This window comes from Shewanella waksmanii ATCC BAA-643 (genome assembly GCF_000518805.1).
GTDB classification, from domain to species: domain Bacteria; phylum Pseudomonadota; class Gammaproteobacteria; order Enterobacterales; family Shewanellaceae; genus Shewanella; species Shewanella waksmanii.
In genome coordinates, this window is the sequence record NZ_JAEH01000024.1 from 62,375 (window position 1) to 76,079 (window position 13,705).

The 13,705-nt window shown below is 44.2% G+C and carries 16 protein-coding genes; all 16 read left to right on the forward strand.

Features of this window, described 5'->3' with window-relative positions:
- Positions 1–27 precede the first annotated feature (27 nt).
- The gene (gene ubiG, locus L865_RS0111730) at positions 28–831 is read left to right on the forward strand and encodes a bifunctional 2-polyprenyl-6-hydroxyphenol methylase/3-demethylubiquinol 3-O-methyltransferase UbiG (RefSeq protein ID WP_028773414.1); all 804 of its coding nucleotides are present in this window, start codon (positions 28–30) and stop codon (positions 829–831) included.
- A gap of 114 nt (positions 832–945) precedes the next feature.
- Positions 946–1,389 carry an FMN-binding protein MioC gene (mioC, locus tag L865_RS0111735; protein ID WP_028773415.1) on the forward strand — a complete coding sequence of 148 codons (444 nt, stop codon included), beginning with the start codon at positions 946–948 and terminating at the stop codon, positions 1,387–1,389.
- Positions 1,390–1,872: 483 nt separating this feature from the next.
- Complete coding sequence (mnmG, locus tag L865_RS0111740) at positions 1,873–3,762, forward strand: tRNA uridine-5-carboxymethylaminomethyl(34) synthesis enzyme MnmG (RefSeq protein WP_028773416.1); 1,890 nt, start codon at positions 1,873–1,875, stop codon at positions 3,760–3,762.
- Positions 3,763–3,866: 104 nt separating this feature from the next.
- Positions 3,867–4,490, forward strand: coding sequence for a 16S rRNA (guanine(527)-N(7))-methyltransferase RsmG (rsmG, locus tag L865_RS0111745; RefSeq protein WP_028773417.1), 624 nt, complete (start codon positions 3,867–3,869; stop codon positions 4,488–4,490).
- 97 nt (positions 4,491–4,587) lie between these two features.
- Complete coding sequence (locus L865_RS0111750; protein ID WP_028773418.1) at positions 4,588–5,376, forward strand: ParA family protein; 789 nt, start codon at positions 4,588–4,590, stop codon at positions 5,374–5,376.
- 14 nt (positions 5,377–5,390) lie between these two features.
- Positions 5,391–6,278: a ParB/RepB/Spo0J family partition protein gene (locus L865_RS0111755; protein WP_028773419.1), complete on the forward strand. Its 888-nt coding sequence runs from the start codon at positions 5,391–5,393 to the stop codon at positions 6,276–6,278.
- A 224-nt stretch (positions 6,279–6,502) separates the two neighbouring features.
- Positions 6,503–6,886, forward strand: a complete 384-nt coding sequence (locus L865_RS0111760) for an ATP synthase subunit I (protein WP_028773420.1) — start codon at positions 6,503–6,505, stop codon at positions 6,884–6,886.
- A gap of 12 nt (positions 6,887–6,898) precedes the next feature.
- Positions 6,899–7,693, forward strand: a complete 795-nt coding sequence (gene atpB, locus L865_RS0111765) for a F0F1 ATP synthase subunit A (RefSeq protein ID WP_028773421.1) — start codon at positions 6,899–6,901, stop codon at positions 7,691–7,693.
- A 69-nt stretch (positions 7,694–7,762) separates the two neighbouring features.
- The gene (gene atpE / locus L865_RS0111770; RefSeq protein WP_028773422.1) at positions 7,763–8,014 is read left to right on the forward strand and encodes a F0F1 ATP synthase subunit C; all 252 of its coding nucleotides are present in this window, start codon (positions 7,763–7,765) and stop codon (positions 8,012–8,014) included.
- Between the two features lie 37 nt (positions 8,015–8,051).
- Entirely contained in the window at positions 8,052–8,522 is a 471-nt protein-coding gene (atpF, locus tag L865_RS0111775; protein ID WP_028773423.1) for a F0F1 ATP synthase subunit B, read from the forward strand.
- A 15-nt stretch (positions 8,523–8,537) separates the two neighbouring features.
- Positions 8,538–9,071 carry a F0F1 ATP synthase subunit delta gene (gene atpH, locus L865_RS0111780; protein ID WP_028773424.1) on the forward strand — a complete coding sequence of 178 codons (534 nt, stop codon included), beginning with the start codon at positions 8,538–8,540 and terminating at the stop codon, positions 9,069–9,071.
- 14 nt (positions 9,072–9,085) lie between these two features.
- Entirely contained in the window at positions 9,086–10,627 is a 1,542-nt protein-coding gene (gene atpA / locus L865_RS0111785; RefSeq protein ID WP_028773425.1) for a F0F1 ATP synthase subunit alpha, read from the forward strand.
- Between the two features lie 49 nt (positions 10,628–10,676).
- Entirely contained in the window at positions 10,677–11,537 is an 861-nt protein-coding gene (gene atpG / locus L865_RS0111790) for a F0F1 ATP synthase subunit gamma (protein ID WP_028773426.1), read from the forward strand.
- A gap of 35 nt (positions 11,538–11,572) precedes the next feature.
- Positions 11,573–12,949 (forward strand): F0F1 ATP synthase subunit beta, encoded by a 1,377-nt coding sequence (gene atpD, locus L865_RS0111795; RefSeq protein ID WP_028773427.1) that lies wholly within the window; start codon positions 11,573–11,575, stop codon positions 12,947–12,949.
- Between the two features lie 33 nt (positions 12,950–12,982).
- The gene (locus L865_RS0111800) at positions 12,983–13,411 is read left to right on the forward strand and encodes a F0F1 ATP synthase subunit epsilon (protein ID WP_028773428.1); all 429 of its coding nucleotides are present in this window, start codon (positions 12,983–12,985) and stop codon (positions 13,409–13,411) included.
- A 97-nt stretch (positions 13,412–13,508) separates the two neighbouring features.
- On the forward strand, positions 13,509–13,705 hold a 197-nt coding region (locus tag L865_RS0111805; protein ID WP_028772737.1), incomplete at its 3' end, for a helix-turn-helix domain-containing protein.

The window sequence follows — 13,705 nt, forward strand, 5'->3', positions numbered from 1 at the left end:
TATAGCCAGCAGTCAAAGATATCAAAAATGCTAGATAAAAGCCGATTAAGTTCACTATCTAAATTAAAAGCTGAGCAAAGCCTCGATCAGCTTGTTGAAATTGCCAAGTTTGATGCTTTGGCAAAAGAATGGCGTGATCCCAAAGGCCGTTTTAAGCATGTTTTAGCATTTAATCAAACCCGCCTGCTTGCCATTAAAACGGCGATCGCGCACCACTTCTCACGCAGCTTTGACAACGCTAACCCATTGGCTGATCTAAAATTGCTGGATATAGGCTGCGGCGCAGGCTTACTAACAGAGCCTCTGGCAAGTTATGGGGCTGATGTACTGGGCATTGATGCCAGTGAGCATAATGTTAGTGTTGCCAGCCAGCACGCTAAAAATAGCGACATAAAAGTCACCTATCAACATTGCTTAGCTGCAGAAATTGAACATTCACAAACCGCGAATTTTGACATCATACTCAACACAGAAGTTATCGAGCATGTAACAGACCAACAAGCATTGGTAAATACATGCGCGCGGCTTTTAAAGCCAGGTGGACTTTTAGTTATGGCCACGCTCAATCGTACCTGGCAAAGCTATGTCATTGGCATTTTAGGCGCAGAATATGTAATGAGGTATCTACCGGTGGGCACCCATAATTGGCATTACTTTGTTAAGCCGCATGAACTAGAAATGATGCTAGCTCACCATCAAATAGATTGTATTTCCTGCCAAGGGATGCAATTCAACCCGTTCAACCAACGTTGGCGTATTAGTCAAAACACCCAAGTCAATTACTTATTATTTGCGACAAAACCACTAGAGTCATCACCAAACCACAGTTAAAACCACGGATACACGAGTTAATTAGCAGCACCTTAAAACGGTATTCTTAGCAAGATCAACCGTCACTTTTGCCTTATTATATGGCATAACAAGTAACCCAAATTAGGAAGTTATATGGCAAACGTTGCCCTTTTAGTCGGCACAACTTTAGGCAGTGCTGAATACGTCGCCGATGAATTAGCTGAGCAATTGAGCGCTCAAGGACATCAAACTCACGTACATTTGGCCCCAGATCTGGCTGATTTAGATCCACAAAGCTTCTGGTTAATAGTCAGTTCTACCCATGGCGCGGGTGATTTACCGGACAATATCCAGCCTTTTTTAAAGGCGATCAGGCTCCATTCTCCCGATCTCAGTAAGACAAAGTTTGCTTTATGTGCAATTGGCGACAGTAGTTACGATACTTTTTGCCAAGGGCCCGAATCCCTAGTTGAAGAGTTACTACATTGCGGCGCAACTGAGTTTGTGGATAAGATCCAGATCGATGTGCAGTACGATCCAGTCCCAGAAGATCCAGCTCAAGCTTGGCTCACAAGTTGGCAAAGTAAATTAGTTTGATCACCTTATAGCCCATAACTGGCAAACAACTCACAATTAAGATCTACCTTACCCACAAATTACGTTCCAAAATGATAAATATGTGGATAAGGTATTATTTTGATCTGATCTAACTCTGTATTAATCAACACCCGATCAGCCCTTAGATCCCCCCTGTGGATAACTAGGCGATCTATCCCCAAGCTTATTGAAGTTTGATCCACAATAGATCACAGGATCTTTTGCTCTTTAACTAATGATTTAATTGGGAAAATAGCCTTACCCACAGAAAAAGCGCTCCTTAATAGTAAACATAATAAGAGGATCTATATAAAGATCTTAAGATCTATTAAGCCGATCCCCTTGAGATCAAAACCCTTAAATTGATCTTTCATCAAAGCGCTGCAAAGTGCTAAAATACGCGGCTCTTCGGAAGATCTTACTGCGCTACGAAGAATTAGTTCATTTTTCAATTTATGTGATTTTTTTATCTAAGGTACTGTGATGCATTTTCATGAACGGTTTGATGTCATTGTTGTTGGTGGGGGCCATGCCGGAACCGAAGCAGCGTTAGCATCGGCTAGAATGGGGTCAAAAACGCTGTTATTGACCCATAACATTGATACCTTAGGGCAAATGTCATGTAATTCAGCGATCGGTGGAATAGGCAAAGGTCATTTAGTCAAAGAGATTGACGCACTAGGTGGTGCAATGGCTACGGCAACCGATCATGCTGGTATTCAATTTAGAACGTTAAACTCTAGCAAAGGCCCTGCTGTTCGCGCTACACGTGCTCAAGCCGATCGCACTCTTTATCGCGCCAAAATCCAACAAATACTTCAAAGTCAGCCAAATTTACGCTTGTTCCAACAATCTGTTGATGATCTGATTGTACAAAATGATCGTGTTGTAGGCGTTGTGACCCAAATGGGACTTGCGTTTGAAGCACCAGCAGTTGTACTTACTGCGGGGACATTTTTAAGCGGCAAAATCCATATTGGTTTAGAAAATTACAGCGGTGGTCGAGCTGGTGATCCACCTTCTATTTCACTGGCTGAGCGCCTACGTGATCTTCCTATTCGTGTGGGTCGATTAAAAACCGGTACTCCACCACGTATTGACGCTAACAGTATCGACTTTGATCAAATGGTCGAACAAAAAGGCGATGATCCTTTACCTGTAATGTCGTTTATTGGCGATGTGAGTGAGCATCCGCGCCAGATTTCTTGTTTCGTTACCCACACCAACGAGCGTACTCACGATATTATTCGTGGTGGTTTAGATCGCAGCCCTATGTATTCAGGCGTGATTGAAGGAATTGGGCCACGTTATTGCCCTTCTATTGAAGATAAGATCAATCGCTTTGCTGACAAAACATCTCACCAAATCTTTATTGAGCCTGAAGGTTTAAATACTAACGAAATTTACCCTAATGGTATTTCGACTAGCTTGCCTTTTGATGTGCAGTTAGATTTAGTACGTTCGATTCAAGGTATGGAAAATGCGCAGATCATTCGCCCTGGTTATGCCATTGAATATGATTATTTCGATCCTAGAGATCTGAAAAACTCCTTAGAAACAAAGTCAATTAGCGGACTTTTCTTTGCTGGGCAAATCAACGGCACAACAGGCTATGAAGAAGCGGGAGCTCAAGGGTTACTCGCAGGTATGAATGCTTCATTGCAAGTGCAAGGCAAAGATACCTGGTGTCCACGCCGAGATGAAGCTTATTTAGGCGTACTGGTTGATGACTTATCAACTTTGGGCACTAAAGAACCTTATCGCATGTTTACCAGCCGAGCGGAATATCGTTTGCTGTTGCGTGAAGACAATGCGGATCTTCGTTTAACTGAAAAAGGTCGTGAGTTAGGCTTAGTGGATGATGAACGCTGGGCTAAATTTAATCAAAAACGCGAATCAATAGAGTTAGAACTACAGCGACTTCGAAGCCAATGGGTACACCCTAATTCGCCTTTACTCGGTGTCTTAAACCCTGAGCTTAACACGCCAATTTCACGCGAGGCTTCGTTTGAAGAGCTGTTAAGACGGCCTGAAATGGATTATCCAAAGTTAATGGCATTAGAGGGGTTTGGTCCAGGGCTTGAAGATCAACGTGCTGCAGAGCAGGTACAGATCCAGGTGAAATATTCGGGTTATATTCAACGCCAACAAGACGAGATCGAAAAAGCAATTCGCCATGAGAAAACCTTGTTACCATTGACACTTGATTATCAAGAAGTTCCAGGCTTATCAAATGAAGTGATCGCCAAGCTGAACGAGCATAAGCCTGAAACTATAGGTCAGGCGTCACGTATTTCCGGTGTGACACCAGCGGCTATTTCTATTTTGTTGGTCCATCTTAAAAAACGTGGTTTGTTGCGTAAAAGCGCGTAACGGATCGAAATAAACGTTGTATTCATGCTGATGTGCGAGTTTACGGCTTTCCATCAGCATGGCTCCACTTCATAATATCTAGCTGTTTTATCGAGGATGACGCTGTGCTTGCTGCTCAACTTGACCAATATTTAACTGACATCAACTTAGATGCAACACCCCAACAAAAACAACAACTTTTGGACTTTGTTGGTATGTTGAATAAGTGGAACAAAGCTTACAACCTCACCTCAGTGCGCGATCCTGAGCAGATGTTGATCCGTCATATTATGGATAGTTTAACGGTGAGCCCTTATTTGCAAGGACAACGTTTTATCGATGTCGGTACCGGCCCAGGCTTACCTGGAATTCCGTTAGCTATCATGAACCCTGATAAAACTTTTGTGTTACTTGATAGTTTAGGCAAAAGAATTCGTTTTCAAAAACAAGTTCAATTTGAACTGGGTATTGGTAATATGACCTCGGTTGAAAGTCGTGTAGAGGCATATCAACCTGAAGAACTGTTCGATGGCGTATTAAGCCGTGCTTTTGCTTCAATTGAGGATATGCTGCACTGGTGTCAGCATTTACCAAAATCAGACGGCTGTTTTTATGCACTTAAAGGTCAATTAAGTGATGAAGAAATGGCAAAATTACCAGCTAATTTTTCGGTATCTGAAGTCATTGAGCTAAATGTACCTAAGTTGGATGAGCAACGTCATCTTCTCAAAGTCGTTAAAACCTCGTAATTGATATGGTTTAACGGTTGCAATCTTTTAGTGATTCAAGCAATTTGGTTGATAGATCTTTCTCGTACTCAAGTGAACCAAATAACAGGATATTATTGTGGGTAAAGTGATCGCCGTAGCCAACCAGAAAGGTGGTGTCGGGAAAACAACAACATGCGTCAATTTAGCCGCCTCTTTGGCAGCCACAAAGCGTAAAGTCTTGCTAATCGATCTCGATCCTCAAGGCAATGCGACCATGGGCAGTGGTGTTGACAAATATAGCGTTGAAAACACCGCCTATGAGTTACTTGTCGATGAAAAGAATTTCGATGATATCGTTTATCGTGAGACCAGCGGCAAATATGATCTGATTGCCGGTAACGGTGATGTGACTGCAGCAGAAATTAAACTAATGGAGTTTTTTGCCCGCGAGATTCGTTTGCGCAATGCCCTGGCACCGATAAAAGACGATTATGATTTTATTTTTATCGACTGCCCACCTTCGCTTAACATGCTTACTGTTAATGCTATGTCTGCCGCCGACTCTGTTTTGGTGCCAATGCAATGCGAGTATTATGCACTTGAGGGACTGACGGCGTTAATGGATACCATCAGTAAACTGGCCGCAATGGTCAACCCTGGTTTGTCGATCGAAGGGATCTTACGCACAATGTACGATCCACGTAATCGTTTGGCCAATGATGTATCAGATCAGCTTAAACAGCATTTTGGCGAAAAAGTTTATCGCACCGTTATCCCGCGTAATGTGCGCTTAGCTGAGGCGCCAAGTTTTGGCGCACCTGCAATGTATTATGATAAATCCAGTGCGGGCGCAAAAGCTTACCTTGCTTTGGCTGGGGAAATCATTCGACGAGCTGAACAAACTACTCAGCTAGAGCAAGCTTAAAGGAAATTTTTTAGATGACACCGAAGAAACGAGGATTAGGTAAAGGCTTGGATGCGCTGCTAAGTACCAGCCATGCTGCAGCGAAGAAAAGTGAGCCACAGGGAGCAGCTGATCAGACTACTGGCGATACTGATGATTTAATGAACATTGATATCGAGCAGTTGCAACCTGGTAAATACCAACCTCGTAAAGATATGTCACCTGAAGCGCTCGAAGAGCTTGCTGAATCGATTCGTGCACAAGGAATTATTCAACCGATTGTCGTGCGTAAAGTCGATAATGGTGGCTATGAAATCATTGCTGGTGAGCGTCGCTGGCGTGCATCACAAATAGCCAAACTCTCGCAAGTACCTTGCATTATTAAACAAGTTCCTGATGAATCAGCTGTCGCTATCGCTCTGATTGAAAACATTCAGCGTGAAGACCTAAATGCCATGGAAGAAGCCATTGCATTAGAGCGGTTGATGAAAGAGTTTGAACTGACTCATCAGCAGATTGCTGATGCCGTGGGTAAGTCACGTACTACCGTGTCAAACCTGTTGCGCTTAAACGGTTTAAATGAGCCTGTTAAGCGCATGCTAGAGTATGGCGATATTGATATGGGCCATGCTAGAGCACTGCTTGCCATTGAAGGTGATGAGCAAACTAATGTCGCTAGATTAGTCAGTGCTAAAGAATTAACCGTTCGCGAAACTGAACGATTAGTTAATAAAACCTTAAATCCTCCCCAAATTGCCGATAAGCCGGCAAAAGATCAGGACGTAGCCCGTCTTGAGAGTCAATTAGTCGAACGTCTAGGTGCAAAAGTATCTATTAGCCATAACCGCAAAGGTAAGGGAAAAGTTGTAATTAACTACCAAGATCTAGCTGAATTAGACGGTATTATTGCGAAAATACGCTAAATGTACTGAGTTAATGCAATATTATGTAATTTTGTGACAACTGTTAATTTTGCACTTTTACACTTTTGGCCATAGATCACGTTAAAAGAGTCGATTTTCCTCACCTTAAACTTGCTTTGAAGGCCCGAAAAGGTATACTTTCGCAAGCTTTTTGTAGCTCGGCAAATTTCGGATATTTGTAATCCGGTCACCGAAACAGAAAGTATGAATGCGGAGAAGATGAATTGAGCAAGGTTTTAGCACGTCGTGGCCGGTGGTCTGCCTATAAGTTGGTTATGATGCAGGCGGTGATGGCTGGGGGTGTTTCGATTGTCTTTTTCGCCGTGTGGGGAGCTCAGTATGGACTATCTGCTTTAGCAGGTGGTGCAATTGCTGTACTCCCTAATTTTGTATTCGCAACCCTCGCTTTTTCCTACACAGGAGCAAGTTCAGCAGGAAAAGTTATGAAAACTTTTTACTGGGGGGAAGCGGTAAAGTTGCTGTTAACCATTGTGATGTTTTCGCTGGTGTTTATAAATATGCAGGTGGTATTCATGCCCTTGTTTGTTTGCTATACCCTAGCGCTGATAGTGCACTGGACAGCTCCTTTATACTTCAAGCAAAGTTAAGTGGGATGAATCATGGCTGCAACTGGTGAAGAGTTAACACCGCAGGGCTATATCCAGCATCACCTTACCAACTTAAGTGTTGGTGAAGGCTTCTGGACGTGGCACATTGATTCATTGTTCTTTTCGGTTGGGCTTGGTGTTCTATTCTTGTGGCTATTCCGCAGCGTTGGCAAAAAAGCAACGACAGGTGTTCCCGGCAAGCTTCAGTGCTTTGTCGAGATGATCGTTGAGTTTGTCGATTCAAGCGTTAAGGAAACCTTCCATGGCCGCAATCCTGTTATAGCACCGTTGGCACTTACTATTTTTGTTTGGGTATTCATGATGAACTTCATGGATATGGTTCCAGTTGACTGGATTCCGGAACTAGCAATGGCTGCTGGTATCCCCTACATGAAAGTGGTACCAACAACTGACTTAAACATTACCTTTAGTTTAGCTTTAGGTGTGTTTGTGATGATTATTTATTACAGCATCAAGGTCAAAGGTGTATCAGGTTTTGTTAAAGAATTGACATTACAGCCTTTTAACCATAAGGCAATGATACCAGTCAACCTCCTATTAGAATCAGTTACTTTGATTGCAAAGCCTATTTCACTAGGTTTGCGTCTGTTCGGTAACTTATACGCAGGTGAGTTGATCTTCATCCTTATTGCGTTGATGTACGGTGCTAACATGGCGTTATCTGCCCTAGGTGTAACATTACAACTAGGTTGGTTAATCTTCCATATTATGGTTATCACTTTACAAGCGTTTATCTTCATGATGCTGACGATCGTATATCTCAGCATGGCACATGAAGATCATTAAGGATTGCTGAAGAATTTTTTTTTAAGCTAAATCACTAACTAACTAAGATTTAGAATACTGGAGATAGAGATGGAAACTGTATTAGGCATGACAGCTATTGCTGTTGCTCTACTGATTGGTATGGGTGCTCTAGGTACCGCTATCGGTTTCGGCCTACTAGGTGGCAAGTTCTTGGAAGGCGCTGCGCGTCAACCAGAAATGGCTCCTATGCTACAAGTTAAAATGTTCATTGTTGCAGGTCTATTGGATGCTGTAACCATGATCGGTGTAGGTATTGCACTATACATGCTGTTTACTAACCCACTGGGTGCAATGCTGTAATAAACGCTTCTGTCTTTAATCTAAATAGGAGGCTGTTGTGAATATCAACGCTACCCTAATCGGTCAGACGGTTGCCTTTATTATCTTCGTGTGGTTCTGCATGAAGTATGTTTGGCCCCCTTTGATGAATGCCATCGAAGAGCGCCAAAAAAGGATTGCCGACGGTTTAGCTGATGCTGACCGTGCCGTGAAAGACCTTGAGTTGGCACAGGCGAAAGCCACTGACCAGCTAAAAGAAGCTAAGGCAACTGCTAACGAAATCATTGAGCAAGCTAATAAGCGTAAAGCTCAGATTGTCGATGAGGCCAAAGCCGAAGCAGACGCTGAGCGCGCTAAAATTATCGCTCAGGGTAAAGCAGAAATTGAAGCTGAACGTAATCGCGTGAAAGAAGACTTGCGTAAGCAAGTTGCTACTCTAGCCATCGCTGGCGCAGAGAAGATCCTTGAGCGTTCGATTGATGAAGCCGCCCACAGTGACATAGTTAATAAACTAGTTGCTGAAATTTGATAAGGGAGTTGAGTTATGGCTGAAATAACCACCATCGCTCGTCCTTACGCAAAGGCAGCGTTTGACTTTGCTATAGAAAACAAAGCAGTAGAAAGTTGGGCAGAAATGCTTAGCTTTGCAGCTCAAGTCAGTGAAAACGAGACGATGAAGCCGCTACTGTCTGGCTCTTTAGCCAGTAACCAGCTCGCAGAACTTTTTATTAATGTTTGTGGTGAGCAGGTCAATGAGCAAGGTCAAAATCTGTTAAAGGTAATGGCTGAAAACGGTCGTTTGGAAGTACTACCTGCTGTTTATGAACTGTTTCATGAGTTCAGCAATGAGTGGGCTAAAGAGGTTGAAGCAACTGTTGTTTCTGCCACTGAGCTTAGCGCAGAGCAACAGCAACAAATTAGTGCTTCTCTAGAGAAACGTCTCACACGCAAAGTTAAGCTGAATTGCAGCGTAGATGCCAGCCTTGTAGCTGGTGTAATTATCACGGCAGGCGACCTAGTCATTGATGGCTCGGTCAGCGGTAAACTAAACCGTCTGTCTGATACGCTGCAGTCGTAATTGGGAGTTTGAGCATGCAACTGAATTCCACTGAAATCAGCGATCTGATTAAACAGCGGATCGAGCAGTTCGAAGTCGTTAGTGAAGCTCGCAACGAAGGTACTATCGTTGCAGTAAGTGACGGCATCATTCGCGTACACGGCCTAGCCGATGTTATGCAAGGTGAGATGATCGAACTGCCTGGTAACCGTTATGCAATCGCGTTGAACTTAGAACGTGATTCTGTAGGTGCCGTAGTTATGGGCCCTTATGCCGACTTGGCAGAAGGTCAAAAAGTAAAAACAACTGGTCGTATTTTGGAAGTTCCAGTTGGCCGTGGTCTATTAGGCCGCGTAGTCAACACACTGGGTCAACCAATCGACGGAAAAGGACCTATCGACAACGATGGTTTCTCTCCTGTTGAAGTTATCGCACCAGGCGTTATTGAACGTAAGTCAGTAGATGAGCCAGTGCAAACTGGTTATAAAGCCGTTGACTCTATGATCCCAATCGGTCGTGGACAACGTGAATTGATCATTGGTGACCGTCAGACTGGTAAAACAGCACTAGCGATCGATGCCATTATCAATCAAAAAGACTCTGGCATTAAGTGTGTATACGTAGCGGTAGGCCAAAAAGCTTCTACCATTGCTAACGTAGTACGCAAACTTGAAGAACACGGCGCACTAGCAAACACCGTTGTTGTTGTTGCTACAGCTTCTGAAGCTGCTGCACTACAATACTTGGCACCATACTCTGGTTGTTCAATGGGTGAATACTTCCGTGACCGCGGTGAAGACTCACTGATCGTATATGATGATCTTTCTAAGCAAGCAGTTGCTTACCGTCAGATCTCATTGCTACTTAAGCGTCCACCAGGACGTGAAGCATACCCAGGTGATGTTTTCTATCTTCACTCTCGTCTACTAGAACGTGCTTCACGCGTAAATGCTGAGTACGTTGAGAAGTTCACTAACGGCGAAGTTAAAGGCCAAACTGGTTCTTTGACTGCACTACCGATTATTGAAACTCAAGCGGGTGACGTATCTGCATTCGTACCGACTAACGTAATTTCGATTACCGATGGTCAGATCTTCCTTGAAACTGACCTATTTAACTCAGGCCTACGTCCTGCTGTTAACCCAGGTATCTCGGTTTCTCGTGTTGGTGGTGCGGCTCAGACTAAGATCATCAAGAAACTGTCAGGCGGTATCCGTACTGCACTTGCACAGTATCGAGAGCTTGCAGCGTTCTCACAGTTTGCATCTGACTTAGATGATGCAACACGTGCTCAGCTTGAGCATGGTGAGCGTGTTACCGAACTAATGAAGCAAAAGCAATATGCGCCAATGAGCGTAGCTGATCAGTCTGTGTCTATTTTCGCAGCTGAAAAAGGTTACCTAAAGAGCGTTGAGCTAAACAAGATCGGTGATTTCGAAGCATCTTTGCTCTCTTACATGAACAGCGAGCACGCTGACCTTATGAAGATTATCAACGATAGCGGCGATTACAATGCTGATATCCAAGACGGTCTGAAGGCTGGCCTCGACAAGTTCGTAGAAACCCAAACCTGGTAAAGACACAGAGGTGTCTTAAGGCACCTCAGGTCCAGATTGGAGAGTAAAGATGGCCGGCGCTAAAGAGATTAAAACCAAGATCGCGAGTGTTCAGAACACTCAGAAGATCACATCTGCAATGGAGATGGTTGCCGCGAGTAAAATGCGTAAAGCACAAGATCGCATGGCAGCTAGTCGTCCGTATGCAGAAAATATGCGTAAGGTGATCGGTCACGTAGCGCAAGGTTCTCTCGAATATAAGCATCCTTATTTGGAAGTGCGAGAGGCTAAGCGAGTTGGTTACATTGTAGTGTCAACCGACCGTGGTCTTTGTGGTGGTCTTAACGTCAACCTATTTAAAAAGGTTGTCGCAGACGTGAAGAAGCAACGTGAAGCTGGTGCAGAAGTCGAATTCTGCCCGATTGGCGCACGAAGCGTACAATTCTTCAATAGCTTTGGCGGTAACGTATCTGCTCATGCTTCAGGTCTAGGTGATGCTCCGGCATTATCAGATTTGATCGGAACAGTGCGTGTCATGCTAGAAGCATACAACGAAGGCAAGCTAGACCGTCTGTACGTAGTATTCAACAAATTTGTGAATACTATGAGCCAGACGCCTGTGATCGAACAGCTGCTACCTTTGCCTAAGTCAGAAGAAGATGAGATTGCTCATCACTGGGATTACCTATACGAGCCAGATCCAAAAGAACTTTTGGACACATTGTTGGTACGTTATGTGGAATCTCAAGTTTACCAAGGTGTTGTTGAAAACATCGCATCTGAGCAAGCAGCCCGTATGGTTGCTATGAAAGCTGCGACAGACAATGCTGGCGAACTTATCGATGACTTGCAGTTGGTCTACAACAAAGCCCGTCAGGCTGCGATTACGCAAGAACTGTCGGAAATTGTTTCAGGGGCCGCAGCAGTTTAGGCTAGGTAACGAATACAAGTTTTAGAGGATTAATCATGAGCACAGGTACTGTTGTCCAAGTAATTGGCGCGGTTGTGGACGTTGAGTTTCCACATGATGCCGTACCTCAGGTTTATGACGCTCTAGAGATCAAAAGTGAAGGCTTGGTGCTGGAAGTTCAGCAGCAACTTGGTGGTGGTGTAGTTCGTACCATCGCTATGGGTTCTTCAGATGGTCTGCGTCGTGGTCTTGAGGTAGAAAACACAGGTTCACCTATTACTGTTCCGGTTGGGGATAAAACCCTTGGCCGTATCATGAACGTACTAGGTCAACCGATTGATGAAGCGGGTGAAATTGGTGAAGAAGATCGTTATGAGATTCACCGTGAAGCGCCTTCATATGAAGATCAATCAAACACAACTGAACTTCTAGAAACTGGTATCAAGGTAATCGACCTTGTATGTCCGTTCGCTAAGGGTGGTAAAGTTGGTCTGTTTGGTGGTGCGGGTGTTGGTAAGACCGTTAACATGATGGAACTTATTAACAACATCGCAAAAGCACACTCTGGTTTGTCAGTATTCGCCGGTGTAGGTGAGCGTACTCGTGAGGGTAACGACTTCTACTACGAGATGGAAGAATCTGGCGTACTCGACAAAGTGGCCATGGTATATGGTCAGATGAACGAGCCTCCAGGAAACCGTCTTCGCGTGGCACTAACCGGTCTAACTATGGCTGAGAAGTTCCGTGACGAAGGTAAAGACGTACTATTGTTCGTCGATAACATCTATCGCTACACCTTGGCAGGTACCGAAGTATCTGCACTGCTAGGCCGTATGCCATCAGCAGTAGGTTACCAGCCAACATTGGCTGAAGAGATGGGTGTACTTCAGGAGCGTATTACATCGACTAAGACAGGGTCTATTACCTCTGTTCAAGCGGTATACGTACCTGCGGATGACTTGACGGATCCGTCACCAGCAACAACCTTCGCTCACTTAGATGCGACAGTTGTATTGTCACGTAACATTGCTTCGCTAGGTATTTACCCAGCGGTTGACCCATTGGATTCGACTTCACGTCAGCTAGATCCACAGGTTGTTGGCCAAGAGCATTATGACGTAGCAAGTGGTGTGCAGACTGTACTTCAACGCTATAAAGAGCTAAAAGATATCATCGCGATTCTAGGTATGGACGAATTATCTGATGAAGATAAGACCACTGTATCTCGTGCTCGTAAGATTGAAAAATATCTTTCACAGCCTTTCTTCGTAGCAGAAGTATTCACCGGCTCTCCAGGTAAGTACGTTGCACTTAAAGACACGATTCGTGGCTTTAAAGGCCTATTGGAAGGTGAGTTTGACCACATTCCAGAGCAAGCGTTCTACATGGCTGGTTCAATCGACGAAGTTGTTGAACGAGCTAACAAAAAATAAGCAAGCGTCAGCTTGATATTTTAAGGAGAACCGATGGCAGCCATGACAGTACATCTTGATATTGTAAGTGCAGAAAGCAGCATCTATTCTGGTCTTGTAGCACACCTACAAGTAACTGGTTCAGAAGGTGACTTAGGTATTATGCCTGGTCACGCGCCACTGCTAACACATATCAAACCTGGCATGGCGCGCATCGTCAAGCAAGATGGGAAAGAAGAAGTGTTTTACCTTTCAGGTGGTATCCTGGAAGTGCAACCTTCATCTGTATCCGTATTGGCTGACGTAGTAATGCGTGCCGATGATATTGACGAAAAAGCGGCTGAAGAAGCTAAGCGTCGTGCGGAGGCCGCTATGGCTGACGCAGGTGCTGACTTTAACTATGCCGCAGCAGCGATTGAGCTAGCTCAAGCTGTTGCTCAGCTTCGCGTTGTCGAGACCATCAGAAAGAACATTGCCAGATAAGGTTATTGTTTGAGAAAAAAGGCGGTCACTTAGGTGAGCGCCTTTTTTGTATCTGCTGTCCCGTCCTGAGATAAGTTGACACTTTGGAGACTTATCTATGAAACCTTCAAGCACAATCAGCATTAAACGTACACAACGTGATTACACATTAGGCTTTAAATTAGCCGTTGTCAGTCAAGTAGAAAAAGGCGAGCTAACCTATAAGCAAGCTCAACAGCACTACGGTATTCAAGGTCGAAGTACGGTCCTTACATGGTTAAGAAAGCATGGTAGATTAGACTGGACGCAACCCAT